The sequence below is a fragment of the Stenotrophomonas muris genome (assembly GCF_052751275.1).
In genome coordinates this window covers 3,548,615-3,573,633 of the sequence record NZ_CP199879.1, presented here as the reverse complement: position 1 = coordinate 3,573,633, position 25,019 = coordinate 3,548,615, and the positions used below count along the sequence as shown (strand labels likewise).

The following is a 25,019-nucleotide window of genomic DNA, read 5'->3' as shown; positions in this document are numbered from 1 at the left end:
GGCCGCGACCATCGCGGTCCCTGGCAGGATTCTAGGAGATCGACGCAGATGCGTAGGTGGGCTGTTCGCGGGCTGCTCCTGCTGCTGGCGGTGCTGGCCCTGCCCGTGGCCCAGGCACAGCCGGCCCCTGGGCTGCTGCCGCTCAGCCCGTTGCAGCGCGAATACCTGGTGGCGCATCCGACCATCGTTGTCGGGCAGTATGACAGCGGTTGGCCGCCCTTCGAGTCCCTCCGTGACGGCCAGCAGGTCGGTCTGGGACCGGACTACCTGTCGCATCTTGCACGCCAGCTCGGCATGAAGGTCGAGGCGCGCCGCTATCCGGACTGGACATCCGTGCTGGATGCGGCATGTCGTGGCGAGATCGACGTGGTGATGAGTGTCGGCCTCAGTGCCGACCGCACCCGCTGCATGGTCTATACCGCGGCCTACAGCGAAGCGCCGCTGGCCCTGGTGGGCCGGCCGGACGACCTGCGTGCCTCCGACATGCCCGACCTGGAGGGTCTGCGGGTGGTGATCGAGCAGGATTTCCTGACCGGTCCGCAGGTGCGCGCCCGATTCCCGCGTGCCCGCCAGCTTGTCGTAAACGACACGTTGAGCGCATTGCAGATGGTCAGAGACGACAAGGCCGACGTCTACATCGGCAATGCCTTTGTCGCCACCGAGCTGATTGCCAGCCGGCGCCTGCAGGGCGTGGCGCTGTTGCGGCCCAGCGACCTGCCCCCTGAACGGCTGCACTTCGGCATTCCCAACAGCAAGCAACCCCTGGCTGAAGCCCTGGACCTGGCGCTGGCGGCCACCAGCCAGGCCCAGCGTGATGCCCTCGCACAACGATGGCTGCCACCGCCGCACTGGTCGGCATCGGCGCAGCTGGCGCTGAGCCAGGCCGAGAAGCGCGTGCTGGAGCAGCCGTTGAAGATCGGTTTCGCCCCGAATGCCGCGCCACTGTCGTTCACCGGCGAGGATGGCCGGCCCAGCGGGCTGGCCAGCGAATACCTGCAGCGCCTGATGCAGGCCGGTGCCAACCTGCAGGTCGAGGACAGCCACGACTGGTACGAGGTGCGCGAGAAGGCCCGCCGCGGTGAGCTGCAGGCGGTGATGGGCATTCCTGTCGATTCACGGTACCTGGGCCCGGACTGGGTGTTCAGCCAGCCCTTCATCAGCGTGCCGAACGTGATTGTGGTCAGGAGCGATGGCGAGTCGCTGCTGGGCCTGGCTGACCTGCAGGGCAAGCGCGTGCTGCTGTCCGACCCGGAGCGTGTGCGCGGCTACGTGCTGCAGCAGGCACCGCAGGCGCGGATCATCGCTGCACGCAGCGCCGAACAGTCGCTGCAGCGCCTGCTCGCTGGCGACGCCGATGCGTACATCGGCAACCTTGCCGTGGTCGATCACCTGCTGCGCAGCCGTTTCCCGGGGCGGCTGCAGGTGGCGGCACCGGCCGGCTTCAACGACCAGCTGGTGCTGGCTGTGGACCGCCGCCACGCGGCACTGGCTACCACCTTCGATCGCCTGCTGCTGCAGATGACCCCACGCAAGCGCGAGGCCCTGCGCAATGCCTGGCTGGGGGTGGAGTACCGCAACGGTGTCGACTGGAACAAGGTGCTGCGGTGGGGCGTGCCGGTGCTGCTGGTGCTGCTGACCGCGCTGCTGGTACATGGCGTCGGCCATTGGCGGCTGCGCCGCGAGGTGGCAGGACGTCGCCAGCTGGAGCAGCGTCTGGCCGAGGTGACCGACAACCTGCCTGCAGTGGTCTATCAGGCGCGTCGCGACGCCGATGGCGCGCTCAGCTTCCCGTTCATCGCCGGTGACCTGCCTGCGTTGTTCGGCATTACACGGCAGCAGGCCGAACAGGATGCGAGGGTGTTGCTGGAACGCATCGAGGAAGAGGACCGCGCGCACATCCTGCACTCCATCGAGCAGGCCGCGCGCCAGTTCGCCCCATTGATCCTGGAGTTCCGCCTGCGCAGCGATGGGGAGGGCGTGCGCTGGGTGCGCAGCCAGGCCCACCCCTATGCCGCCGAAGAGGGCGCGGTGATCTGGAGCGGTTACTGGGTGGACGTGAGCGAAGCGCGGATGCAGGCCGATGCCCTGGCGGCGGCGAAGGCGGACGCCGAGCAGGCCGCCGAGGCCAAATCGCGCTTCCTGGCCACGATGAGCCATGAGATCCGCACGCCGATGAGTGGCGTGCTGGGGATGCTGGAGGTGCTGGCGCACTCACCGCTGGACAGCGAACAGCAGCGCATCCTCGGCGTTATCGAGGATTCGGCCCAGATGCTGCGGCAGATCCTCGATGACATCCTCGATTACTCGCGGCTGGAAGCAGGGGCGTTGCGCCTGGAACCGGTGCCGCAACCGCTGCGGCCCCTGCTGGAGAGCGTGTGCCGCCTGCTGTCGGCCCAGGCCAGCGCGCGTGGCCTGGCGCTGCACGTGCAGATCGATCCCGAGCTGGCGCCGGCCCACGAAGTGGACGGCGTGCGGCTGCGCCAGATCGTGTTCAACCTGCTCAGCAATGCCATCAAGTTCACCGCACAGGGCGAGGTGCGCCTGCAGCTGGAGGTGCTGGGGCCGACCAGCGAAGACGGCGTGCAACCGCTGTGCCTGAGCGTTACCGACACCGGCATCGGCATCGCACCGGAACAACTGCAGCACCTGTTCGCGCCCTTTACGCAGGCCGGTGCCTACATCCAGCGTGACCACGGCGGCACTGGCCTGGGCTTGAGCATCTGCCAGCGACTGGTGCAGATGATGCAGGGCGAATTGACCCTGCACAGCACGCTGGGCGAAGGAACCCGCGCCGAAGTGCGGGTATCGCTGGTGGAGGCCGGCAGCGAGGACGCGGCGGCACTGCTGGCCGAGCAGGACCAGTCCGCGCTGCTGCCCGCCGCGCTGCGCCAGGCGCGGGTGCTGGTGATCGAGGACCACCCGACCAACCAGGCGATGATGGCGTGGCGGCTGCAGCAGCTGGGCGTGCCCCATGTGCTGCTGGGCGATGGCCAGCAGGCGCTGGATCGCCTGTCGTCGGAGAGCTTCGACCTGGTGATCACCGACTGCCGCATGCCGGTACTCGATGGATTTGGCTTCACCCGCCTGCTGCGCGAACGCGAGGGCCGTACCGGCCAGCCGCGGCTGACGGTGCTGGCGCTGACCGCCAGCGTGCTGGACGACGATGCGCGCCGCTGCCGCGAGGCCGGCATGGACGAGGTACTGGCCAAGCCGCTGTCGCTGGCCACGCTGCGTGCGGCGCTGCTGCGCTGGCTGCCGCAGGCCCAGGGCCAGTCGTTCGAGGTGCCGGTGCCGGAGGTTGCCGCCGACGACGGTGAAGCATTGCCTGATCTGGCCACCCTGCAGCAGCGCTTCGGCTCGCGCGTGGTGGCCGAGCAGCTGCGCGACAGCCTGTTGCAGGCCAGCGAGGGTGACCTGGCCGCCGTGCAGCGCGCCGTGCAGGCTGGCGACCGCCAGGCTGCGGCGCTGCACCTGCATCGCCAGGCCGGCGGGCTCGGGGCGATCGGGGCCACGGCACTGGCCCAGCAGGCCAATGCCCTGGTCGAGCGCCTGCAGGATGCGGCAGAGGCCGATACGGCGCCGTTGTTCGCCACCGTAACGACGTTCGTGGCGCGGCTGCAGCAACAGCTGCAGCGCCTGGCTCACTGAGCCGACTGCTGCTGCAGGTAGGCGATCACCAGGGCGCGGCGTTCTGCGCTGGGGAAGGCGTTGTACATGCGGGTGCCCGGCACCAGGTGCGTGGGTGACTGCAGGAAGGTATCCAGCGTCTGTGCGGTCCAGGTGATGTCGGCGCGGCGCATGCCGTCGGAATACCCATAGTCGGGCAGGCTGCCGGCGCGGCGGCCGATCACGCCGTGCAGGTTGGGTCCGAAGCGGTGGATGCCACCGGGCTGCACGGTGTGGCAGCCGGCACACAGTTCGAACGCGCGCTGCATGGCCTGCTGCCGGGCCTGTTCGGGCGTGGCCGGCACCGCGGGCGGGCGCTGGCAGGCCGTGGCAAGCAGGGCCACGGCAACGGCGGTGAGCAGGCGGCAGGCACGCATGGGTGGGCAGGATAGCGGTGCGGTGGAGCGGTCGGGCTGCGACACACGGTCGCAGCCCGGGGCGATCACATGCCCGAGTAGTTCGGGCCGCCGCCGCCCTGCGGGGTCACCCAGACGATGTTCTGGGTCGGATCCTTGATGTCGCAGGTCTTGCAGTGCACGCAGTTCTGCGCGTTGATCTGCAGGCGCGCGTTGTCGGCTTCGCCAACGAACTCGTACACACCGGCCGGGCAATAGCGGGCTTCCGGGCCTGCGTACTCGGCCAGGTTCACCTTCACCGGAATGCTGGGGTCCTTCAGCGTCAGGTGGCTGGGCTGGTTCTCGTCGTGGTTGGTGCTGCTCAGGAACACCGAGCTGAGGCGGTCGAAGGTCAGCACCCCATCCGGCTTCGGGTAGGCGATGCGGGTGTGCTTGGCGGCCGGTTCCAGGCAGGCATGATCCGGCTGCGTGCGGTGCAGGGTCCACGGCGGGTTGCGCACGCCCAGCTTCGGCAGCAGCCACTGCTCGACGCCGGTCATCAGCGTGGCCACGGTCTGGCCCTTCTTGAACCACTGCTTGAAGTTCTTGGCCTGCTGCAGTTCGGTGAACAGCCAGCTGGCTTCGAACGCCTTCGGGTAGGCGCTCAGTTCATCGTGCTGGCGGTCGGCGGCCAGCGCGTCGAACGCGGCGTCGGCGCACAGCATGCCGGTCTTGATCGCGGCATGGCTGCCCTTGATGCGGCTGGCGTTGAGGTAGCCGGCCTCGCAGCCGACCAGTGCACCGCCCGGGAACACCGTCTTCGGCAGCGACAGCAGGCCACCGGCGGTGATCGCACGCGCGCCGTAACCGATGCGGGTACCGCCTTCCAGGTGCTTGCGGATGGACGGATGGGTCTTGAAGCGCTGGAACTCTTCGAATGGGCTCAGCCACGGGTTCCTGTAGTCCAGGCCGACCACGTAGCCGATGGCGACCTTGCCGCCGTCGGCGTGGTACAGGAACGCGCCGCCGTAGGTGTCGCTGTCCAGCGGCCAGCCGGCGGCGTGAACCACCAGACCCGGCTCATGCCGGGACGGGTCGATCTGCCACAGCTCCTTGATGCCGATGCCGTAGGCCTGCGGGTCCTTGCCTTCGTCCAGCGTGTAACGCGCGATCAACTGGCGGCCGAGATGGCCGCGCGCGCCTTCGGCGAAGATCGTGTATTTCGCCTGCAGCGCCATGCCGCGCTCGAACGCCGGGCCGATGCTGCCATCCTTCTCGATACCCATGTCGCCGGTGGCCACGCCGATCACTTCACCGTTGTCGCCGTACAGCACCTCGGCTGCGGCGAAGCCGGGGAAGATCGCCACTTCCAGCGCCTCGGCCTGCTGCGCCAGCCAGCGGGTCACTTCGCCCAGGCTGATGATGTAGTTGCCTTCGTTGTGGAAGCACTCCGGCAGCAGCGCGTTGGGCGTGCTGCGCGCGCCGGTTTCGCTGAGGAACAGGAATTCGTCACGGGTGACCTTCTGCTTCAGCGGTGCGCCGCGCTCGGCCCAGTCCGGGAACAGCTCGGTCAGCGCGCGCGGATCCATCACCGCACCAGACAGCACGTGCGCGCCTGGTTCGGACCCCTTCTCCAGCACGCACACCGACAACTCGCGGCCGGCTTCGATCGCGCGCTGGCGCAGGCGGATCGCGGTGGCCAGGCCGGCGGGGCCGGCGCCGACGATCACCACGTCGAATTCCATTACTTCACGCGGGGGCAGGGCGTTGGCTTCAGCGCTCATCGATTGCATGACTCGTGGGTAGGGCCGGCATCGGGGCCACCGGCGGTGCCTGGGAATCGCGCGTGCAGCCACGAGCGAAACGGTTGTTTGAATGTGTCAGGGTACCGGGCCGCGCGTGATCGAGCTAGATCGCCGATGTTCACGTCACGATTGCTGCGGTGCAGCGTAAGGCTGCGGCCCGGGTGGGTGCCGACCCTGGTCGGCACGCTCTGCCCGGATGACCGACAATGGCCGGGTCCTGACTGCGCGTGAGTGCCATGGCTTTGCATCCGTACGATCTGTTCGATGTCCGTTCCCTGCTCAATGAGGAAGAGCGCGCGGTGCAGGAGAGCGTCGCCCGCTTCACCAACGAGCGCGTGCTGCCGATCATCGGCGATGCCTTCGACCAGGCCCGTTTCCCCTCTGAACTGGTGCCGGAGATCGCCTCGCTGGGCCTGCTGGGCGCCACCCTGCCGGCCGAATACGGCGGCGGTGATCTGGGTGCGGTCAGCTATGGCTTGATCTGCCAGGAGCTGGAGCGCGGCGATTCGGGCCTGCGCAGCTTCGTCTCGGTGCAGAGCTCGCTGTGCATGTACCCGATCTATGCCTACGGCAGCGAGGAACAGCGCCAGCAGTGGCTGCCGGCGATGGCGCGCGGCGAACTGATCGGCTGCTTCGGCCTGACCGAGGCGCACGGTGGGTCCGACCCGGCCAGCATGAAGACCCGCGCGGTGCGCGACGGCAGCGACTGGCGCATCAGCGGCAGCAAGATGTGGATCACCAGCGGCCCGGTGGCCGACCTGGCCATCGTCTGGGCGCAGACCGAGGACGGCATCCAGGGCTTCGTGCTGGAGAAGGGCATGGCCGGCTTCACCACGCAGGAGATCAAGCACAAGATGAGCCTGCGCGCGTCGCTGACCGGCGCGCTGTTCTTCGATGACGTGCGCGTGCCCGACAGCCATCGCCTGCCGAACGTGAAGGGCCTGAAGGGGCCGCTGGGCTGCCTGACCCAGGCCCGTTACGGCATCAGCTGGGGCCCGATCGGTGCCGCCGTTGCCTGCCTGGATGAAGCGCTGGGCTATGCCAAGGAGCGCGTGCTGTTCGGCCGCCCGCTGGCGGCCACCCAGAGCGCGCAGATCAAGCTGGCCGAAATGGCCCGCCGCATCACCACCGCGCAGCTGCTGGCCCTGCAGCTGGGCCGCCTGAAGGAAGCCGGGCAGCTGCAGCCGCAGCAGGTCAGCCTGGCCAAATGGAACAACTGCCGCATGGCCATCGACATCGCCCGCGAATGTCGCGATCTGCTGGGTGGGGCCGGCATCACCACCGAACACGTGGCGATCCGGCATGCACTGAACCTGGAATCGGTGATCACCTATGAAGGCACCGAGACCGTGCACCAGCTGGTGATCGGCCGCGAACTGACCGGCATCAACGCGTTCTGAAACCTGGTTCCGGTGGGTGCCAACCTTGGTTGGCACATCTTTCCAGAAGTTTCTGCAGCCGCCTTGACCTGTCTTTGGTAGGTGCCAACCTTGGTTGGCACACTCCTTCAGCGCGCGACCAGGCATTTGTGCGGACCAAGGTCCGCACCCACCAGAAGCAGGTCACACCCATCAGCAGTGCTTCGCACCCACCTGAGGCGGTTTACGCGCCGCCGGCAAACCCATGTTGCCGCCACGCCTCGTACATCACCACGGCAACGGTGTTGGAAAGATTGAGGCTGCGGTTGCCCGGCCGCATCGGCAGGCGCAGGCGGCGGCCATCCGGCAGCGCATCGAGCACGTCCTGCGGCAGGCCACGGCTTTCCGGGCCGAACAGGAAGGCATCACCATCTTCGAACGCCACGCTGTCATAGCGGACGCTGGCACGCGTACTCAGGGCGAACAACCGCTTCGGTGCGATCCGCGCCAGCGCGGTGTCCAGGTCGGGGTGCACCTGCAGGCGCGAGTACTCGTGGTAGTCCAGGCCGGCGCGCTTGAGCTGCTTGTCTTCCAGTGCGAAGCCGAGCGGCTCGACCAGGTGCAGCTGCGCGCCGGTGTTGGCGCAGAGCCGGATCACATTGCCCGTGTTGGGCGGGATTTCCGGTTGGAACAGGATCACGTGGAACGGGGGCGCGGCATTCATCGGCGCAGTGTACCTGCGACGACCGCCGCCTCTACGGCGCACGCCCTGCGCTGGGCAGGGCGGCACCGCTTACGGGCGCAGCAGGACCTGCGCGGTTTCGGTGGCCAGGGCCTGCAGGTCTGCAGCGCTTGGACGCACCTGCAGGGCCGGCAGGTTGACGATCACCTGGTTGGCGACGCTGGTGGCAGCGGCAGCCAGGGTGGCGGCGTAGCGCTGGGCTTCCAGTTCGGCGGCCAGGGCGACGCGCTGTTCCAGGCTCGGGCGCACTTCCACCGAGGCCAGGGTGGTGATCGGCATCGCGGCGGCGACCGGGGCGGCGACGTAGCCGTTGCGCTCGGCCAGCTGGTCGGCGCTCGGGCGCACTTCCACGGTGGCCAGGGTCGGGATGCCGCTGGCCTGTTCCCAGGCCTGCTGGGCCAGCTGGTCGGCCGCCGGGCGAACCTGCACGGTGGCCAGGGTCTTGATGGATTCGGAGGCCTGCACCGACGAAACAACCGCGGTGCCGGCGATCAGGGCGATGGCGATGGCAATGGTCTTGGCGTTCATGACGGGGCCTGTTTAGTGTTGGTGATCAGTGGTGTGGTAGTAAGGTAGTACACCAGTTCTGGGGATGCAAGAAGAATTTTCGATTTCCTGCATTTGTTCAGTCTTCAGTCAGCTTGCGTCTGAAGCCCTTCCTGGCGCAGGAAGTGCCGAGCAATCCCCGTGCCAACTTTTATTCATTGATTTACAAGGGTTTTTTATCAATCGAAAAGTGTCCGGTGGGCGGACACCTGTCCATTCGATGTGCCGCGGACACTGTCCGGACGCCTTCAGCCGGCACATGTGACGGTTCACGCCCCCCGGCTGGGGCCGGGCCGGATGGCCTTCAGGGCAAACACCCCCAGTGACTGGCGACCGATTCCTGCCGTTGCCTGCGCAGGCTAGGATCGGGGTTCACCTATGTGACCAAGGATCCGGATATGTCTCTCGCCCTTCGCCCGCGCGCCGCATTGCTGGCCGTCGCCCTCAGCACCGCCCTGGGCACGCTTGCGCCCACCTCCGCGCTTGCCGCCAGGCCGACGGCACCGGCCAAGGTCGATATCCCGTACGAGCAGTTCACCCTGCCCAACGGCCTGCGCGTGATCGTGCATACCGATCGCAAGGCGCCGATCGTCGCGGTCAACGTCTGGTACCACGTGGGCAGCAAGGATGAGCCGGCCGGCCGCACCGGCTTCGCGCACCTGTTCGAGCACCTGATGTTCCAGGGCAGCGAGAACCACGACGGCGAATTCTTCGAACCGTTCAAGCAGGTCGGTGCCACCAACCAGAACGGCACCACCAACACCGATCGCACCAACTACTTCGAGAACGTGCCGACCACCGCGCTGGACATGGCGCTGTGGATGGAGTCGGACCGCATGGGCCATCTGGTCGGTGCGATCGACCAGGCTGCGCTGGACGAGCAGCGCGGCGTGGTGCAGAACGAGAAGCGCCAGGGCGAGAACCAGCCCTACGGCCAGGCCTGGGACCAGATCAACAAGGCGCTGTATCCGGTTGGCCACCCGTACCACCACGGCGTGATCGGCTCGATGAACGATCTCAACGCGGCCTCGCTGGATGACGTGAAGACCTGGTTCCGTACCTGGTATGGCCCCAACAACGCGGTGCTGGTGCTGGCCGGCGACATCGATCTGGCCACCGCCAAGGAGAAGGTCGCCAGGTACTTCGGCAGCATCCCCGCTGGCCCGACCATGGCGCAGCCGGCGGTGAACGTGGCCAAGCGCAGTGCCGATACCCGCGAGACGATGACCGACAAGGTGCCGCAGGCGCGCATCTACCGCGCCTGGAACGTGCCACAGGTCGGCACCGCCGACATCGACCAGTTGCAGCTGTTCTCCGAAGTGCTGGGCGGCGCCAAGTCCTCACGCCTGAGCCAGCGCCTGCAGCACCAGGACAAGCTGGTGGACAGCATCGGCTCGGGCCTGTCGACCTCGCAGCTGGGCTCCAACTTCGTGATCGTGGCGACCGTCAAGCAGGGCCAGGACCCGGCCAAGGTCGAGAAGATCATCGACGAGGAACTGGACCGCCTGATCAAGCAGGGCCCGACCGCGGCCGAGCTGGAGCGCGCCAAGACCGGCGCCCGTGCCGGCTTCATCCGTGGCATCGAGCGCATCGGTGGCTTCGGCGGCAAGGCCGATGCGCTGGCCGAGTGCGCGGTGTTCACCGGCGACCCGGGTTGCTTCCGCACCTCGCTGGCCAACATCGAGAAGGCCAGTGCCGCCGATCTGAGCCGCCTGGGCGCAGAGTGGCTGGACAAGGGCAGCCACACCCTGGTGATCGCACCGGGTGAGCGCGTGGCGCTGAAGGAAGAACCGAGCCAGACGCCGAAGCCGTTCACCGTGCCGGCGGTGGACCCGAAGTACAGCACCCTGCCGGAACAGGTGGACCGCAAGGCCGGCGTGCCGCAGACCCGCGAGTTCCCGCAGCTGAAGTTCCCGGCACTGCAGCGCGCCACGCTGAAGAACGGCACCCAGGTGATCCTGGCCGAACGCCACGAGATTCCGGTGGTGCAGTTCAGCTACCAGTTCCCGGGCGGCTTCAGCGCCGACCAGGGCCGCAAGCCCGGCACCGCCAACTTCACCATGAGCCTGATGACCGAAGGCGCCGGCAAGCTCGGTTCGCTGGCCTTCGCCGACGCCGCCGACGCACTGGGCGCCAGCCTGGATGCCTCGGCCGGTCTGGACTCGATGAGCGTGGACCTGTCGGCGCTGAAGGAAAACCTGGCACCGTCGCTGGCGCTGTACCGCGACCTGCTGCGCGAACCGCGTTTCGAGCAGGGCGAGATCGACCGGGTCAAGGCGACCTGGATCGCCGGCATCCAGCAGGAGAAGGTGAACCCGGGTGCAGTGGCCATGCGCGTGCTGCCGCCGCTGCTGTACGGCAAGGGCCACCCGTACGCCATCCCGTTCACCGGCAGCGGCGACGAGGCGGCGATCAACGGCCTCACCCGCGAAGATCTGGTTGATTTCCACCACGACTGGCTGCGCCCGCAGAATGGCACCCTGATCGTGGTCGGTGACACCACCCTTGCCGAGATCGTGCCGCTGCTGGACAAGCAGCTGGGTGACTGGAAGGCGACCGGCGAGGCGCCGCAGGTGAAGGCGGCCACCGATGTCGCGCTGCCGAAGGGCCCGCGCGTGTTCCTGATCGACCAGCCGGGTGCGGTGCAGGCCAACCTGTTCGCCGGCCAGGTGGTGGCGCCGTCCAGCGCCGCCAGTTCGACCCGCTTCGACATTGCCAACGGCGTGATCGGCGGCGACTTCACCTCGCGCCTGAACATGAACCTGCGCGAGGACAAGCACTGGTCGTACGGCGCGCGCAGCAGCGCGACCAGTTCGGTGGGCCAGCGCCCGTGGATGGCCAGTGCGCCGGTGCAGATCGACAAGACCGGCCCGGCACTGGCGGAAATGCGCAAGGAGATCGCCGCATTCGCCGACGGCAGCAAGCCGGCCACCGCTGCCGAAGTCAACCGCATCCGCAACATCCAGACCCTCAGCCTGCCCGGTGCCTACGAGACCGCCAGTGCCGTGGCCGCGACCATCGGTTCGATCGTGCAGTTCAAGCGCCCGGACGACTATGTGCTGCGTCGCAAGGCCGAGATCGAAGCGATGACCCCGGCGCAGGTGCAGCAGGCCGCTGCCGAGATCAAGCCGCAGGCCCTGACCTGGGTGGTGGTGGGCGATCTCAAGCAGACCGAAGCGGCCGTGCGCGCGCTGAACCTGGGCGAGGTGACGGTGATCGACGCCGAGGGCAACCCGGTCAAGAAATAAGGCACGACCCGGCCCGCCTGTGGCGGGCCGGCTCCCCGGTAGTGCCGGCCGCTGGCCGGCAAACCCTTAAGGGGTCGGAGCCCCCTGCGGGGGATCCGACCCCTCTGCCGACCTGGGGTCGGATCCCCCGCAGGGGGCTCTGCCCCCGGCCCCGGCTACCCCCGATTCAGGCTGTTCAGGCAGAATCGCCCCATACCCTTCCAGGATCTGCCCATGCGCGTTCTGCTGCTTTCCTCTCTGCTGCTCACCGTCACTGCCTGTACCTGGGTGCCGATCGAACCGGCCGGCAAGGCGACCCGCGTGTTGCCGGCAGGTCCGGTTCCGGCCGGCTGCATCGCCAAGGGCGAGGTGGTGGTCACCGTGAAGAGCAAGGTCGGCTTCTACAACCGCAACCCGCTGCGCGTGCAGGAAGAGCTGGAAACCCTGGCCCGCAACGAGGCCCCGAGTGCCGGCGCCAACGCCGTACAGGCCGCCGCCGCGCCCGCCGATGGCAGCCAGCGGTTCGCCGCGTTCCAGTGCCCGCCGCGCTGAACGCTTCACCATACGGCCAAGCCTGAATTCGTAAAGATGCGGTGAAGGCCCCGGGGGTTATAGAATAGCGCCCCCTTTTGCCTGAGCCTTGGCGCTAACCTCGATGCTCTTCAAGAATGTCTCGATCGCCGGCCTGGCACACGTTGATGCGCCGCATACGCTGACGACCAAGGAAATCAACGAGCGGCTGCAGCCGACGTTGGATCGCCTCGGTATCCGCACCGACGTGCTCGGCGATATCGCCGGCATCCATGCCCGCCGCCTGTGGGACAACGGCGTGCTGGCGTCCGATGCCGCCACCATGGCCGGCCGCAAGGCGCTGGAAGACGCAGGCATCGATGCGACGCAGGTCGGCCTGCTGGTCAACACCTCGGTCAGCCGCGACTACCTGGAGCCGTCCACCGCCTCGATCGTGTCGGGCAACCTCGGCGTCAGCGACGAGTGCATGACCTTCGACGTCGCCAATGCCTGCCTGGCCTTCATCAACGGCATGGATATCGCGGCGCGCATGATCGAGCGTGGCGACATCGACTACGCGCTGGTGGTGGATGGCGAGACCGCCAACCTGGTGTACGAGAAGACCCTGGAGCGCATGACCGCCCCGGACGTCACCGCCGACGACTTCCGCAACGAGCTGGCCGCCCTGACCACCGGTTCGGGCGCCGCCGCGATGGTGATGGCGCGCTCGGAACTGGTGCCGGATGCACCCCGCTACAAGGGTGGCGTGACCCGTTCGGCCACCGAGTGGAACCAGCTGTGCCTGGGCAATCTGGACCGCATGGTCACCGATACCCGCCTGCTGCTGATCGAAGGCATCAAGCTGGCCCAGAAGACCTTCACCGCCGCCAAGATCGCCTTGGGCTGGGCCGTGGAAGAGCTGGACCAGTTCGTGATCCACCAGGTCAGCCAGCCGCACACCGCTGCGTTCATCAAGAACTTCGGCATCGACCCGAAGAAGGTCATGACCATCTTCGGCGAGCACGGCAACATCGGCCCGGCCTCGGTGCCGATCGTGCTGAGCAAGCTCAAGCAGCTGGGCAAGCTGAAGAAGGGCGATCGCATTGCACTTCTGGGCATTGGTTCCGGCCTGAACTGCTCGATGGCCGAAGTGGTCTGGTAAGCAGCCCGCTGCCCGACCTCCTGTAGAGCCGAGCCATGCTCGGCTCACGCGCGCAGCGCGGCTCTTCCGCAGCGGACCGGAGAGCAGCCGAGCATCGGCTCGGCTCCACATTGCGCCGCGACTCTCCCTAGGTGCTCCGCATGCGCGATCTTCCCGGTTACCCCGCCCACCCGCAGCGCTTCGAGGTTCGCCCCGGCCTGTCGATGAACTATCTCGACGAAGGCCCGCGCGATGGCGAAGTGGTGGTGATGGTGCATGGCAACCCGTCGTGGAGCTATTACTGGCGCACGCTGGTGGCCGGCCTGTCGGACACATACCGCTGCATCGTGCCGGACCACATCGGCATGGGCCTGTCGGACAAGCCCGATGACAGCCGCTACGAGTACACGCTGCAGTCGCGCGTTGACGACCTCGATGCGCTGCTGAAGCACCTGGGCATCACCGGCCCGGTGACCCTGGCGGTGCACGACTGGGGCGGCATGATCGGTTTCGGCTGGGCGCTGTCGCACCACGACCAGGTCAAGCGCCTGGTGGTGCTCAATACCGCCGCGTTCCCGATGCCGGCGGCGAAGACGATGCCGTGGCAGATCGCGCTGGGCCGCCACTGGAAGATCGGCGAGTGGATCATCCGCAGCTTCAACGCGTTCTCGTCCGGTGCCTCGTGGCTGGGCGTGGCGCGGAAGATGCCGGCCGACGTGCGCCGCGCCTACGTGTCGCCGTACAACAGCTGGGCCAACCGCATCAGCACCATCCGTTTCATGCAGGACATCCCGCTGTCGCCGGCCGACAAGGCCTGGTCGCTGCTGGAGCGGGCCGGCAAGGCGCTGCCGTCGTTCGCCGACCGACCGGCCTTCCTCGGCTGGGGCCTGCGCGACTTCGTGTTCGACCACCACTTCCTGAAGGGCTTCCAGGCCGCGTTGCCGCAGGCCCAGGTGCATGCCTTCGAGGACGCCGGGCACTACGTGCTGGAAGACAAGCACGAAGTGCTGGTGCCGGAGATCCGCGCGTTCCTGGACGCCAACCCGATCTGATCGGTGTGCCGACCAACGGTCGGCACCCACCCCTTCCTCTTCCGGTGGGTGCCGACCGTTGGTCGGCACACCCGAAGGGTTCATGAGGTTGCCGGCCAGCGGCCGGCACTACTACGCCGCGACCGGTGCCTGCGGCGGTGAGGACGGGCTGTTGCCGTTGTCGTCCGGGTGATCGTCGTCATTGTCGGCATCATCGCGCCAGCGCCAGTCGGCCAGCGTCAGCGGGTCCAGGCCATAGGCGATGCGTGCCTTGTCGCACTGCGGGCTGGCCTTGCCGTACTCCCACGATGCATCCACCTCACGGCACACGCTGGGCCGGTTGGGGTGGATGGTGCAGCGTGAGTACACGCCGATCTGCGCGTCCAGCGCCACGCAGCGCACCGGCTTGGAGTGGGTGCCGCGCATGCACAGGCGGTGCGGGTCCAGCACCTCGGTCAGCTGGTGCGGCACGCCGCCGGGGGTGACCTCGTCCGATTCCATCCAGTGGAAGGCCACGCGGTATTGGGTGCAGCAGGCGCCGCAGGTCATGCAGGGATGTTGCATGGGCAAGCCGCCTCGGGCGGCAGTCGGAATCAGGAACGAGGGTGCGGATTTTCCACGAAGTGGGCCGCCGCGCAAGAAATTCCGTAAGCGGCGACAATGAACGGATGAACCGACCCTGCAACATTGCCGCGCGCCTGCCTGAACTGGCGCGTGAACGCCCTGACCAGATCGCCATCCGCTGCCCGGGCCGCCGGGGCGCCGGCAACGGCATGGCCGCCTACGATGTCACCCTGGATTACCGCCAGTTGGACGCCCGCAGTGATGCCATGGCCGCCGGCCTGGCCGGCTATGGGATCGGCCGTGGAGTGCGCACGGTGGTGATGGTGCGGCCGTCGCCGGAGTTCTTCCTGCTGATGTTCGCGTTGTTCAAGCTGGGCGCGGTGCCGGTGCTGGTCGATCCGGGCATCGACAAGCGCGCGCTGAAACAGTGCCTGGACGAGGCGCAGCCGCAGGCCTTCATTGGCATTCCATTGGCGCACGTGGCGCGGCTGGCGCTGCGCTGGGCGCCGTCGGCGACCCGCCTGGTCACCGTTGGCCGCCGCCTCGGCTGGGGCGGTACCAGCCTGGCCGCGCTGGAGCGCGCCGGCGCCAAGGGCGGGGCGATGCTGGCCGACACCGATGGCGAGGACATGGCGGCGATCCTGTTCACCAGCGGCTCCACCGGTGTGCCCAAGGGCGTGGTCTACCGCCACCGCCACTTCCTGGGCCAGATCCAGCTGCTGGGCAGCGCGTTCGGCATGGAAGCGGGCGGCGTGGACCTGCCGACCTTCCCGCCCTTTGCCTTGTTCGACCCGGCGCTGGGCCTGACCTCGGTGATCCCGGACATGGACCCGACCCGGCCGGCGCAGGCCGATCCGGCACGCCTGCACGATGCCATCCAGCGCTTCGGCGTGACCCAGCTGTTCGGCTCGCCGGCATTGATGCGGGTGCTGGCCCGGCATGGCCGGCCGTTGCCGACGGTGACCCGGGTGACCTCGGCCGGTGCGCCGGTGCCGCCGGACGTGGTCGCCACCATCCGCAGCCTGCTGCCCGCCGATGCGCAGTTCTGGACCCCGTACGGCGCCACCGAGTGCCTGCCGGTGGCGGTGGTCGAGGGGCGTGAGCTGGAGCGTACCCGCGCGGCCACCGAGGCCGGCGCCGGCACCTGCGTGGGCAGCGTGGTGGCCCCGAACGAAGTGCGCATCATCGCCATCGATGACGCGCCGCTGGCCGACTGGTCGCAGGCGCGCGTGCTGGCGGTTGGCGAAGTGGGAGAAATCACGGTGGCTGGCCCGACCGCCACCGACAGCTACTTCAACCGCCCGCAGGCCACGGCCGCAGCTAAGATCCGCGAGACGCTGGCCGATGGCAGCACCCGCATCGTCCATCGCATGGGTGACGTGGGCTACTTCGATGTGCAGGGCCGGCTGTGGTTCTGCGGGCGCAAGACCCATCGCGTGGAAACCGCACAAGGGCCGCTGTACACCGAACAGGTCGAGCCGGTGTTCAATACCGTGCCCGGCGTGGCACGCACGGCACTGGTCGGCGTTGGCCCGGCGGGTGCGCAGGTACCGGTGCTGTGCGTGGAACTGCAGCGTGGCCAGAGCGACAGCCCGGCGTTGCAGGAAGCGCTGCGTGCGCATGCCGCAGCGCGCACCCCTGAGGCCGGCCTGCAGCACTTCCTGATGCATCCCGCGTTCCCCGTCGATATCCGTCACAACGCCAAGATCGGCCGCGAGAAGCTCGCCGTCTGGGCCAGCGCCGAACTGGAGAAGCGCGCATGAAGATCCTGGTCACCGGTGGTGGTGGTTTCCTTGGCCAGGCGCTGTGCCGCGGGCTGGTCGAACGTGGCCACCAGGTGCTGGCGTTCAACCGCAGCCACTACCCGGAACTGCAGGCCATGGGCGTGGGCCAGATCCGCGGCGATCTGGCCGATGCGCAGGCAGTGCTGCACGCGGTGGCCGGCGTCGATGCGGTGTTCCACAACGGCGCCAAGGCCGGCGCCTGGGGCAGCTATGACAGCTACCACCAGGCCAACGTGGTCGGCACCGACAATGTCATTGCGGCATGCCGCGCGCACGGCATCAACCGGCTGGTCTACACCTCAACGCCCAGCGTGACCCACCGCGCCACGCATCCGGTGGAAGGCCTGGGGGCTGACGAGGTGCCGTACGGCGAGGACTTCCAGGCACCGTATGCGGCGACCAAGGCGATCGCCGAACAGCGCGTGCTGGCCGCCAACGATGTATCGCTGGCGACGGTGGCACTGCGCCCGCGCCTGATCTGGGGCCCGGGTGACCAGCAGCTGGTGCCACGCCTGGCCGAGCGTGCACGTCAGGGTCGCCTGCGCTTGGTCGGCGACGGCAACAACAAGGTCGATACCACCTACATCGACAACGCCGCGCTCGCGCATTTCCTCGCTTTCGAGGCATTGGCGCCGGGTGCCGCGTGTGCGGGCAAGGCCTACTTCATTTCCAACGGCGAACCGCTGCCCATGCGCAAGCTGGTCAACCGGCTGCTGGCCGCTGTTGGCGCGCCGACGGTGGACAAGGCGATCAGTTTCAAGACCGCCTATCGCATCGGCGCGGTCTGCGAACGGCTGTGGCCGCTGCTGCGCCTGCGTGGCGAGCCGCCGCTGACCCGCTTCCTGGCCGAGCAGCTGTGCACGCCGCACTGGTACAGCATGGAGCCGGCCCGCCGCGATTTCGGCTATGTGCCGCAGGTCAGCATCGAAGAAGGGCTGCGCAGGCTGAAGGCTTCATCTGCTGCATAGATCGCCGTCACTGGTTGCACACCGCAGGATCGGGAGGATGGACCCACGCCATCCAAGGCTCGACCACCCGCGAGGAGCGCCATGCTGCATTACGCCATCATTTTCTTTGTCATCGCCATCATCGCCGCCGTTCTGGGCTTTTCCGGCATTGCCGGCGCCGCAACGAACATCGCCTGGATCCTGTTCGTGGTGTTCCTGATCCTTGCGGTGATCTCGATGTTCCGCAAGCGCGGCTAGCCGGTAGTGCCGGCCGCTGGCCGGCATCGCTTTCCGCAGAGTCGAGCCATGCTCGGCTCTGCGGGCGATCACAACGCTACGCGGCGCTGTGCAATCCGCGATCGGCTTCGTGACGCTCCAGTGCCAGTTCGATCAGGCGCGTAATCAACGTCGTGTAATCGACTCCGCTGGCACCCCACAATTTCGGGTACATGCTGATGCGGGTGAAGCCCGGCAGCGTGTTGACCTCGTTGATGACGATCCCGCCGCCCGCAGTTAGGAATACGTCCACGCGCGCCATGCCGGCACACTCCAGCGCCTGGTAGGCCTGCAGTGCGATCTGCTGGATGCGCGCCTGGGTTGCGGCATCGATATCCGCAGGTACCACCACCTCGGCGCCAGTTTCGTTGATGTACTTGGTGTCGTAGGCGTAGAACTCGTCGTGCACCACCACCTCGCCGCACAGGCTGGCCTGCGGGTGCGCGTTGCCCAGTACCGCGCACTCGATCTCGCGGCCGACCACCGCCGATTCCACCAGCACCTTGTGGTCGTAGCGCAGCGCCAATGCCAGTGCGTCGGCGAAGCCCGCTGCGTCCTTGACCTTGCTCACGCCCACCGACGAACCCTGGTTGGCCGGCTTCACGAACAGCGGCAGACCGAGCTGTGCGATCACCGCATCGACATCGACCGTTGCCGCCTGGTGGCGACGGATGCACAGCCACGGTGCCACCTGCAGGCCAGCGTCGCGCAACAGGCGCTTGGTCACGTCCTTGTCCATCGCCACTGCCGAAGCCAGTACCGGCGAGCCGACGAAGGGCAGGTTGGCCATGCGCAGCAGGCCCTGCAGCGCACCGTCTTCGCCCAGCGGCCCATGCACGATCGGCAGCACCACATCGATCTGGCCCAGCGCGCTGGCCGGATCGGACGGCTGCAGCTGTGCCTGTTCCGCACCCGGGCGCACCGCCAGCGACTGGCCCGAGCGATGCAGCGCGATGCGCGACGGATCATCGGCGTTGATCAGGAAGGTGTCCGGCTGGTTCAGATGCCACTGGCCCTGCTTGTCGATGCCGACCAGCACCGGCTCGAAGCGCTCGCGATCAAGCGCATCGAGAATGTTCTTCGCCGACTGCAGTGAAACCTCGTGCTCGGAGGATTTGCCCCCGAAGATGATGCCGACCCGGGTCCGTGCCATGGGAATGCGATGTCCTGTGCGTTGCGTGGCCGTACAGCATGAACCTTCCATAGCCACCCAGGTGAGGCACAGATGAATCACCGGGCTGCCGGCTCGGGTAGCGGCCAACCATGGTTGGCCCCCTGACATCCAGCGCCGACCAAGGTCGGCATCTACCAACGCCAGATCCCATCAGCATTGGGGTCAGAGCCCGTTGCGCAGCAACGGGACCCACCCCGCCATCTCACGGATCGCCAGCTTTTGATGTTGATCTTGCCGGCCAGCGGCCGGCACTACCGCGGGTGCCGGGCGGCAGCCCGGCGCAAGCCCCCCACCCACGCAGGTAGAATGCGCACATGGCTCTTTCCCTGCTCAAGTCCCTCAAGCCGGTCGCTGGCCGCGCCCTGCAGATCGCCCTGAACCGCGCGCTGGCGCTGGATCCGGATACCCGCCATGCACTGGCCAGTCTAGATGGCCGGCACATCGACCTGACCCTGGAAGCGCCGTCGCTGGCGATGCGCATCAGCGTCGACGGCGACCAGCTGCTGGTCGGCCCGGTGGATGCGCAGGAAGCCGACCTGGCCGTGCGCAGCAGCCTGGCCGGCGTGCTGGCGCAGCTGCCGCTGCTGGCCAACGCACGGCGCGGCGAGTCCAACAACGAGGGCCGTGTACGCGTGGCCGGTGACGCCGAACTGGCGCGACGCCTGCAGCAGCTGGCCAAGGGTTTCGATCCGGACTGGCAGCAGCCGTTCGTCAGCGTGTTCGGCGAGGTACTGGGTGTGCAGGTGGCCAACACCCTGCGCAGCGCCCTGCAGCACGCGCGCCAGGGTGCGATCGATCTGGCCCACAGCGCTGCCGAGTTCATCACCGAGGAATCGCGCGACGTGGTACCGCGCGCCGAACTGGATGCCTTCCACGATGATGTGGACGTACTGCGTGATGACGTCGAGCGCCTTGGCGCGCGCGTCCAGCGCCTGCGGGGTGCCGCATGAAGGCCGTGCTGCGGGCAAGCCGCATCGGCCGGGTGATCCTGCGCTACCGCCTGGACGACCTGCTGCACGGCACGCCGGCTGAGCGCTGGCTGCGCCTGGCCAAACCGTTCGTGCCGCGTGCTTCGGCCGACATCGCTGTACAGTCGCGCGGTGCGCGCCTGCGCCTGGCGCTGCAGGATCTCGGTCCGATCTTCGTCAAGTTCGGCCAGATCCTGTCCACCCGCCGCGACCTGGTGCCGCCGGACGTGGCCAACGAACTGACCCTGCTGCAGGACCGGGTCAAGCCGTTCGACGGCGATACCGCGCGCCGCATCGTCGAGGAAGCACTCGGCCTGCCGGTCAGCGAGGCATTCGCCAGCTTCGATACCGAACCGCTGGCCTCGGCCTCGATCGCACAGGTGCATGCGGCCACGCTGGCCGATGGCCGCCAGGTGGTGGTCAAGGTGCTGCGCCCGGGCATCGAGAAGCAGATCGACGCCGACATCGCCCTGCTCAACTCGCTGGCTGCCCTGGTCGAGCGTACCCATCCGCGTGCCGACAAGATCCGTCCGCGCGAAGTGGTGGCCGAAGTCGAGAACACCCTGGCCGCTGAGCTGGACCTGCAGCGCGAAGGCGCCAATGCCAGCGTGCTGCGCCGCTTCTGGGAAAACAGCGACGACCTGTACGTGCCGGAAGTGATCTGGAGCCACACCGCCGAGCGCGCGCTGACCCTGGAGCGCGTGTGGGGCATTCCGTCCGATGACATCGCTGCACTGGACAAGGCCGGCATCGACCGCAAGGCGCTGGCCGCCAAGGGCGTGCGGGTGTTCTACACCCAGGTGTTCCGCGACAACTTCTTCCATGCCGATGCGCACGCCGGCAACATCTGGGTCGATACCGATCCGTCGCGTCGCGCCAACCCGCGCTTCATCGCGCTGGACTTCGGCATCATGGGCCAGCTGTCGCAGGAAGATCAGTACTACCTGGCCGAGAACTTCATGGCCATCTTCAACCGCGATTATCGCCGCATCGCCGAACTGCACGTGCAGGCGCGCTGGATGCCGGACAACGTGCGCATCGATGATCTGGAAGCGGCCGTGCGTTCGGTGTGCGAGCCGTACTTCACCCGCCCGCTGTCGCAGATCTCGCTGGCCGAAGTGCTGATGAAGCTGTTCCGCGTGGCGCAGCGCTACCAGCTGACCCTGCAGCCGCAGCTGATCCTGCTGCAGAAGACCCTGCTGAACATCGAAGGTGTCGGGCGCCAGCTGGATCCGCAGATCGACATCTGGGCGGTGGCCAAGCCGGTGCTGGCGAAGATCCTGCGCGAGCGCTACAGCCCGCGTCGGGTCGTGCGCGAGATCGGCAAGCGCTTGCCGGAAATCATGACCCACGCGCCGGACATGCCGCGCCTGGTGCACGCCTGGCTGACCCAGCAGGTGGAGGGCCGCCATGAGCTGGCGATGCGCTCGCGCGATCTGGTCGCGCTCGATGCCAGCGTGCAGCGCCTGCAGAAGCGCGCGGTCGGTGCGATCACCGGCGTCGGCCTGCTGGCCATCGCCGCACTGGTGTACGTGCTGCAACCGCCAGGCTGGTACTGGGGCGACCTGCCGATGTGGAGCTGGGTGTCCGGTGCCGTCGGCGCGCTGGCGCTGGCGCGCGCGTGGTGGCGCTGAAGCCTGTTGATCGAGGGTCGGCGGCGTCACGCGCCGCCGACCGGCCACGGCTCTACCAGTGGTAGCCCAGGCCCAGGTGCGACTGCACGCTCTGGAAGCGGTCCAGGCGCGTCCTGTGCCAGGTCTTGCCAATGCCCATGTCCAGCACCAGATGCTCCCCCAGCGGCTGGCTGCGGCGCAGGAAGGCACGACGTGCATCGTGTTCGCGCAGCAGCAGCGGATCGGAATCGGCGGTGTAGCCGGACGTACCGCTGCCCAGCCACAGCTGGGTCGAACCACCGCCCTGCGCATCCTTCAGGCGCAGTGACAGCGTGGTGCCATGGCCGTCGGGCCCATTGGACTGGCGATGCCGCTCGTGGCGCAGTGAGGTGGTCACGCGCGGGAAGTAGTGCGAGGCACCTACCGACCAGCCACTCACGTATGCGCCGGCATGGTACTGGGCGTACTTGCCGCCCACGCTCAGCACGGTCTGCGGTGCCACCTTCCACTGGAAGTCCTGGTTGAGCTGGCGGTTGACGAATACCGGGTCATCGTTGGAGGCGGTGAAGGCGGTGCGGGTCGAAAAGCGTTGACTCCAGCGCTGGTGCAGGGAGCCCTGCACCCGATTGCCGCTGAAGCGCTTGCTGCCGTAGTCGCGTTCACCATGGGCCAGGCCCAGATGCCAGCGGCTGTCACCGCTGCGACCGGCCACATCCACGGTCTGTACGTCGCGCTTGCCAAAGCCATCGGTGTAGTCGGCATGATCCAGCTGCACCGAGACCCGGTCGATGCCGGCATGGGCGCTGGACACAGCCAGCAGCAGGGCGCACGGCAGTGCGCCACGGATGATCAATCGCATGGGGTTACTCCAGGGGTTGGGAATGCAGCGACTGCAGCAGCCGGTAGCGACCGGGCGGCAGGTTTCGTTCCACGGTGATGCGCGGGCCGAACTGGCTGCCCGGGGCGACGATGCGACCGGGCAGGATGATCACGCCGACGCCCAGCGCGGCACCTTCGCCGATCCAGGCGCCGAGCTTGTCGCGCTGGCTGTCGATGACGGTGTCGCCGATGTGGACGGTGACCGTTGCGCCATCCAGGCGATGGTTGCTGGTACGCACCAGCGCGCCCAGGTAGGCACGGGCGTCGACGCGGCTGTCGGCGATGAAGCACTGCGGGCCGATGCAGGCGCCGTCGCCGATCAGTGCGTTCTTCAGTTCACTGGCAAAGCCGATGCGCACACCGTCACCGATGTGCAGCGGACCGCGCAGCAGTGCGTTGTTGCCGATCAGGCAGTCGCGGCCGATCGATACCGGCCCGTGCAGCTGGGCGCCGTCGCAGATGCGGCTGCCAGCGCCGATCCGTACCTCGCCCCGCACGATCGCACGCGGCGAAACCTGGGCGCTGGAATCGACGTGGGGTGGCAGCGTCGATAGCGCGTCGGCCATGGCGGCGAGGTCATTCCACCACATGCGGATACCTGGTCGGCTTGTCGCGTGCCGGCTCGCGGCCGGTAAACAGCCCGGCCACGCCATGCATCAGCCAGATCGCATAGGCGAGCAGCACGTACAGCATCGAGAACGCGGCGGCAGGGACCAGCGACGCGCGGCGGTGGTGGATCGCACTGATCACCGCCAGCAACATGACGATGCCGATCCAGAACAACGGCATCACCGACAGGGCGAGGCCACCCGGCCCATGCAGCTGGGCCGCACCGAACCAGACCTGCAGCGTCAGCACGATGCCGGCAAGGGCAAGCAGCATCATCGGCAGGATGCTGAACACGCCGAAGCGGGTCAGCAGCAGGCCGCGATGCAGGCGCATGCATACCGCATAGCCGACGATCCAGCGTCGCCAGCGCCGCCATTCCTCCACCAGCGTGTTGCATTCCTGCGGGTAGACCACGCAGCGCACGCTCTGGCGGACACGGTAGCCCTGCGCGACCAGCGACCAGGACATATCCAGGTCTTCGACGCGGGTGCGGTCGGAGAAACCGACCTTGCGCAGCACCGAGGTGCGGAACAGGCCACACGAGCCGGAGACGATGAACGGTGCGCCGCCCAGCCACTGCTGGAAGCTGCGCTTGATGACGATCATCGGCAGCTTCAGGCTGGCGCGCACATGCGGCAGGAAGCCGGCACCCTGCAGGCTGGACGAGGGTACGCCACCGACCGCATCGGCACCGCGCTCGATCTCGTCCAGCAGGTGGCCCAGGCCATGGCCGCGCGGATCGATGTGGGTGTCGGCGTCGGTCAGGAACACCTGCTCGGCGGTGGCGTGCCGCAGGCCATGCATCAGCGCGCCGCCCTTGCCGGTGTTGGCCTGGTGCACGGCCACGAGGCGCCCGGGCCAGCGCGCCTGCAGCGCATCGAGTACCTGGGCGGTGTTGTCGGTGGAACCGTCATTCACGCAGATCACCCGTGCCACGTAGGGGTTCTGCAGCAGGCCGGTCAACGAGCGCTCCAGGCACGGCGCTTCGTTGTAGGCCGGCACGATCGCATCGATGCTGTACAGGCGCGTGCTGGGGCGACGCGAGGCCTGCACGCACACACGCACCAGGATGAAGGCACACATGGCCAGGAACAGCAGCGTTTTCATCACAGCACCAGCCGGTAGGGCACGAAGCCCTCACTGGGGCCGATGCCGATCTGCTGGCCGCGGAACTGCGCGTGGCAGCGCAGGTGGTCCTCCTGCATGTAGTGGCGATCGCCCTGGCTGGCATGCTCGCGCAATGCGTGGATCTTCAGGTCCAGTTGTGCGCTGATGTCCTCGAACACCTGCGGTGCGAACTGCGGCAGGGTGCTGGGGCTCTCGTAGCAGAGGATCTGCGGGATGCTGCGGCAGGCGATGATTGACGCTTCATGGACGGTGCGATGGTCCTGGTGGTGGTCTTCGCCGCACATCGTGTAGACGCGATGCGGTGCGATCTGCGCGCAGGCCTGCTCGATCACCGCGACGATGTCGTTGCGGCAGGCAGGAAAGCGCGTATCCGGGAAATCCTGCTGGATCACCTCGGTCACACCCAGGCGGCGCAACGCGCGGTGGGATTCGTCGCTGCGGTCGATGCCGGCATGGCAGCCACGGCCACCACGGCTGAGCACCAGCGCATGGATGCGTGCACCGTCGCGGGCCAGCTTGGCCAGGCTGCCGCCGCAACCGAGTTCGATGTCGTCGGGGTGGGCGCCGATTGCCAGAATGTCGAGAACCATGGCCGTGTCCTTGCGGAAACCAATGAGGGCCGCGGGCCGGTGGACCATCCCGCGTGAAGAAGGCGGGAACTATCGCAACCTCATCGGAGTACAGGCTTAAGAGAAGTACGAAATGTGGCCGGACAG

21 protein-coding genes are annotated in these 25,019 nt (G+C 67.7%); 11 read left to right on the top strand and 10 right to left on the bottom strand.

Annotated elements, in window-relative coordinates; all coding sequences use genetic code 11:
* The first annotated feature begins 48 nt into the window (after positions 1–48).
* Positions 49–3,648, top strand: a complete 3,600-nt coding sequence (locus ACUVWL_RS16665) for an ATP-binding protein (protein ID WP_445978578.1) — start codon at positions 49–51, stop codon at positions 3,646–3,648.
* Here ACUVWL_RS16665 and ACUVWL_RS16660 read toward each other — a convergent pair.
* Together ACUVWL_RS16660 and ACUVWL_RS16655 are read right to left on the bottom strand one after the other, a co-directional pair.
* Positions 3,642–4,043, bottom strand: a complete 402-nt coding sequence (locus ACUVWL_RS16660; RefSeq protein WP_014645538.1) for a c-type cytochrome — start codon at positions 4,041–4,043, stop codon at positions 3,642–3,644. The genes ACUVWL_RS16665 and ACUVWL_RS16660 overlap by 7 nt on opposite strands.
* A gap of 65 nt (positions 4,044–4,108) precedes the next feature.
* A complete protein-coding gene (locus tag ACUVWL_RS16655; RefSeq protein WP_041862952.1) occupies positions 4,109–5,785 on the bottom strand; it encodes an electron transfer flavoprotein-ubiquinone oxidoreductase in 1,677 nt (558 codons plus the stop codon).
* Between the two features lie 257 nt (positions 5,786–6,042).
* On the opposite strand from ACUVWL_RS16655, the gene ACUVWL_RS16650 reads away from it, so the two are divergent.
* The gene (locus ACUVWL_RS16650; protein ID WP_046427898.1) at positions 6,043–7,206 is read left to right on the top strand and encodes an acyl-CoA dehydrogenase family protein; all 1,164 of its coding nucleotides are present in this window, start codon (positions 6,043–6,045) and stop codon (positions 7,204–7,206) included.
* Between the two features lie 202 nt (positions 7,207–7,408).
* On the opposite strand, the gene ACUVWL_RS16645 is transcribed toward ACUVWL_RS16650, so the two are convergent.
* Complete coding sequence (locus ACUVWL_RS16645; RefSeq protein WP_049441773.1) at positions 7,409–7,888, bottom strand: tRNA (cytidine(34)-2'-O)-methyltransferase; 480 nt, start codon at positions 7,886–7,888, stop codon at positions 7,409–7,411.
* Between the two features lie 69 nt (positions 7,889–7,957).
* Complete coding sequence (locus ACUVWL_RS16640) at positions 7,958–8,434, bottom strand: hypothetical protein (protein WP_014645542.1); 477 nt, start codon at positions 8,432–8,434, stop codon at positions 7,958–7,960.
* A gap of 416 nt (positions 8,435–8,850) precedes the next feature.
* On the opposite strand from ACUVWL_RS16640, the gene ACUVWL_RS16635 reads away from it, so the two are divergent.
* From ACUVWL_RS16635 to ACUVWL_RS16620, 4 genes are all read left to right on the top strand, one after another.
* Positions 8,851–11,700 carry a M16 family metallopeptidase gene (locus ACUVWL_RS16635; RefSeq protein WP_049441774.1) on the top strand — a complete coding sequence of 950 codons (2,850 nt, stop codon included), beginning with the start codon at positions 8,851–8,853 and terminating at the stop codon, positions 11,698–11,700.
* A gap of 213 nt (positions 11,701–11,913) precedes the next feature.
* A complete protein-coding gene (locus tag ACUVWL_RS16630) occupies positions 11,914–12,231 on the top strand; it encodes a DUF4156 domain-containing protein (RefSeq protein WP_005407628.1) in 318 nt (105 codons plus the stop codon).
* A 103-nt stretch (positions 12,232–12,334) separates the two neighbouring features.
* The gene (locus ACUVWL_RS16625; protein ID WP_014035559.1) at positions 12,335–13,351 is read left to right on the top strand and encodes a 3-oxoacyl-ACP synthase III; all 1,017 of its coding nucleotides are present in this window, start codon (positions 12,335–12,337) and stop codon (positions 13,349–13,351) included.
* A 140-nt stretch (positions 13,352–13,491) separates the two neighbouring features.
* Complete coding sequence (locus ACUVWL_RS16620) at positions 13,492–14,382, top strand: alpha/beta fold hydrolase (protein WP_445978577.1); 891 nt, start codon at positions 13,492–13,494, stop codon at positions 14,380–14,382.
* Between the two features lie 111 nt (positions 14,383–14,493).
* Here ACUVWL_RS16620 and ACUVWL_RS16615 read toward each other — a convergent pair whose 3' ends face one another.
* A complete protein-coding gene (locus ACUVWL_RS16615; protein ID WP_029380125.1) occupies positions 14,494–14,925 on the bottom strand; it encodes a YkgJ family cysteine cluster protein in 432 nt (143 codons plus the stop codon).
* 104 nt (positions 14,926–15,029) lie between these two features.
* Between ACUVWL_RS16615 and oleC the strand changes: the two genes are divergently transcribed.
* The 3 genes from oleC (at position 15,030) to ACUVWL_RS16600 (ending at position 17,914) form a co-directional block, all read left to right on the top strand.
* Positions 15,030–16,688 carry an olefin beta-lactone synthetase gene (gene oleC / locus ACUVWL_RS16610; protein WP_111206826.1) on the top strand — a complete coding sequence of 553 codons (1,659 nt, stop codon included), beginning with the start codon at positions 15,030–15,032 and terminating at the stop codon, positions 16,686–16,688.
* Positions 16,685–17,677, top strand: a complete 993-nt coding sequence (gene oleD / locus ACUVWL_RS16605; RefSeq protein WP_049441777.1) for a 2-alkyl-3-oxoalkanoate reductase — start codon at positions 16,685–16,687, stop codon at positions 17,675–17,677. Before oleC ends, oleD begins: the two co-directional genes overlap by 4 nt.
* A gap of 81 nt (positions 17,678–17,758) precedes the next feature.
* The gene (locus ACUVWL_RS16600) at positions 17,759–17,914 is read left to right on the top strand and encodes a DUF1328 domain-containing protein (protein ID WP_005407633.1); all 156 of its coding nucleotides are present in this window, start codon (positions 17,759–17,761) and stop codon (positions 17,912–17,914) included.
* A 76-nt stretch (positions 17,915–17,990) separates the two neighbouring features.
* Here the strand turns inward: ACUVWL_RS16600 and ddlA are convergent, their stop codons facing one another.
* Complete coding sequence (gene ddlA / locus ACUVWL_RS16595; RefSeq protein ID WP_126411594.1) at positions 17,991–19,085, bottom strand: D-alanine--D-alanine ligase; 1,095 nt, start codon at positions 19,083–19,085, stop codon at positions 17,991–17,993.
* A gap of 335 nt (positions 19,086–19,420) precedes the next feature.
* Here ddlA and ACUVWL_RS16590 point away from each other — a divergent pair, with 335 nt between their 5' ends.
* Positions 19,421–20,056, top strand: coding sequence for a ubiquinone biosynthesis accessory factor UbiJ (locus ACUVWL_RS16590; RefSeq protein WP_445978576.1), 636 nt, complete (start codon positions 19,421–19,423; stop codon positions 20,054–20,056).
* Positions 20,053–21,708, top strand: a complete 1,656-nt coding sequence (ubiB, locus tag ACUVWL_RS16585; protein WP_014645548.1) for a ubiquinone biosynthesis regulatory protein kinase UbiB — start codon at positions 20,053–20,055, stop codon at positions 21,706–21,708. Before ACUVWL_RS16590 ends, ubiB begins: the two co-directional genes overlap by 4 nt.
* Positions 21,709–21,760: 52 nt before the next feature.
* Here ubiB and ACUVWL_RS16580 read toward each other — a convergent pair whose 3' ends face one another.
* Genes ACUVWL_RS16580 through ACUVWL_RS16565 form a run of 4 tightly spaced genes read right to left on the bottom strand, consistent with a single transcriptional unit; the run spans position 21,761 to position 24,893 of the window.
* A complete protein-coding gene (locus ACUVWL_RS16580; protein WP_032962225.1) occupies positions 21,761–22,546 on the bottom strand; it encodes a YaiO family outer membrane beta-barrel protein in 786 nt (261 codons plus the stop codon).
* A 4-nt stretch (positions 22,547–22,550) separates the two neighbouring features.
* Complete coding sequence (locus ACUVWL_RS16575; protein WP_032962223.1) at positions 22,551–23,156, bottom strand: acetyltransferase; 606 nt, start codon at positions 23,154–23,156, stop codon at positions 22,551–22,553.
* The gene (locus ACUVWL_RS16570; protein WP_014645551.1) at positions 23,143–24,282 is read right to left on the bottom strand and encodes a glycosyltransferase; all 1,140 of its coding nucleotides are present in this window, start codon (positions 24,280–24,282) and stop codon (positions 23,143–23,145) included. The genes ACUVWL_RS16575 and ACUVWL_RS16570 overlap by 14 nt, the downstream gene beginning before the upstream one ends.
* Positions 24,282–24,893: a PIG-L deacetylase family protein gene (locus tag ACUVWL_RS16565; RefSeq protein ID WP_014645552.1), complete on the bottom strand. Its 612-nt coding sequence runs from the start codon at positions 24,891–24,893 to the stop codon at positions 24,282–24,284. Before ACUVWL_RS16565 ends, ACUVWL_RS16570 begins: the two co-directional genes overlap by 1 nt.
* Positions 24,894–25,019: the final 126 nt, after the last annotated feature.

Excerpts from the sequence above, each read along its gene's own strand:
- ACUVWL_RS16665 (WP_445978578.1), top strand. The coding sequence starts at position 49 with ATGCGTAGGTGGGCTGTTCGCGGGCTGCTCCTGCTGCTGGCGGTGCTG.
- ACUVWL_RS16660 (WP_014645538.1), bottom strand. The coding sequence starts at position 4,043 with ATGCGTGCCTGCCGCCTGCTCACCGCCGTTGCCGTGGCCCTGCTTGCC.
- ACUVWL_RS16655 (WP_041862952.1), bottom strand. The coding sequence starts at position 5,785 with ATGAGCGCTGAAGCCAACGCCCTGCCCCCGCGTGAAGTAATGGAATTC.
- ACUVWL_RS16650 (WP_046427898.1), top strand. The coding sequence starts at position 6,043 with ATGGCTTTGCATCCGTACGATCTGTTCGATGTCCGTTCCCTGCTCAAT.
- ACUVWL_RS16645 (WP_049441773.1), bottom strand. The coding sequence starts at position 7,888 with ATGAATGCCGCGCCCCCGTTCCACGTGATCCTGTTCCAACCGGAAATC.
- ACUVWL_RS16640 (WP_014645542.1), bottom strand. The coding sequence starts at position 8,434 with ATGAACGCCAAGACCATTGCCATCGCCATCGCCCTGATCGCCGGCACC.
- ACUVWL_RS16635 (WP_049441774.1), top strand. The coding sequence starts at position 8,851 with ATGTCTCTCGCCCTTCGCCCGCGCGCCGCATTGCTGGCCGTCGCCCTC.
- ACUVWL_RS16630 (WP_005407628.1), top strand. The coding sequence starts at position 11,914 with ATGCGCGTTCTGCTGCTTTCCTCTCTGCTGCTCACCGTCACTGCCTGT.
- ACUVWL_RS16625 (WP_014035559.1), top strand. The coding sequence starts at position 12,335 with ATGCTCTTCAAGAATGTCTCGATCGCCGGCCTGGCACACGTTGATGCG.
- ACUVWL_RS16620 (WP_445978577.1), top strand. The coding sequence starts at position 13,492 with ATGCGCGATCTTCCCGGTTACCCCGCCCACCCGCAGCGCTTCGAGGTT.
- ACUVWL_RS16615 (WP_029380125.1), bottom strand. The coding sequence starts at position 14,925 with ATGCAACATCCCTGCATGACCTGCGGCGCCTGCTGCACCCAATACCGC.
- oleC (WP_111206826.1), top strand. The coding sequence starts at position 15,030 with ATGAACCGACCCTGCAACATTGCCGCGCGCCTGCCTGAACTGGCGCGT.
- oleD (WP_049441777.1), top strand. The coding sequence starts at position 16,685 with ATGAAGATCCTGGTCACCGGTGGTGGTGGTTTCCTTGGCCAGGCGCTG.
- ACUVWL_RS16600 (WP_005407633.1), top strand. The coding sequence starts at position 17,759 with ATGCTGCATTACGCCATCATTTTCTTTGTCATCGCCATCATCGCCGCC.
- ddlA (WP_126411594.1), bottom strand. The coding sequence starts at position 19,085 with ATGGCACGGACCCGGGTCGGCATCATCTTCGGGGGCAAATCCTCCGAG.
- ACUVWL_RS16590 (WP_445978576.1), top strand. The coding sequence starts at position 19,421 with ATGGCTCTTTCCCTGCTCAAGTCCCTCAAGCCGGTCGCTGGCCGCGCC.
- ubiB (WP_014645548.1), top strand. The coding sequence starts at position 20,053 with ATGAAGGCCGTGCTGCGGGCAAGCCGCATCGGCCGGGTGATCCTGCGC.
- ACUVWL_RS16580 (WP_032962225.1), bottom strand. The coding sequence starts at position 22,546 with ATGCGATTGATCATCCGTGGCGCACTGCCGTGCGCCCTGCTGCTGGCT.
- ACUVWL_RS16575 (WP_032962223.1), bottom strand. The coding sequence starts at position 23,156 with ATGTGGTGGAATGACCTCGCCGCCATGGCCGACGCGCTATCGACGCTG.
- ACUVWL_RS16570 (WP_014645551.1), bottom strand. The coding sequence starts at position 24,282 with ATGAAAACGCTGCTGTTCCTGGCCATGTGTGCCTTCATCCTGGTGCGT.
- ACUVWL_RS16565 (WP_014645552.1), bottom strand. The coding sequence starts at position 24,893 with ATGGTTCTCGACATTCTGGCAATCGGCGCCCACCCCGACGACATCGAA.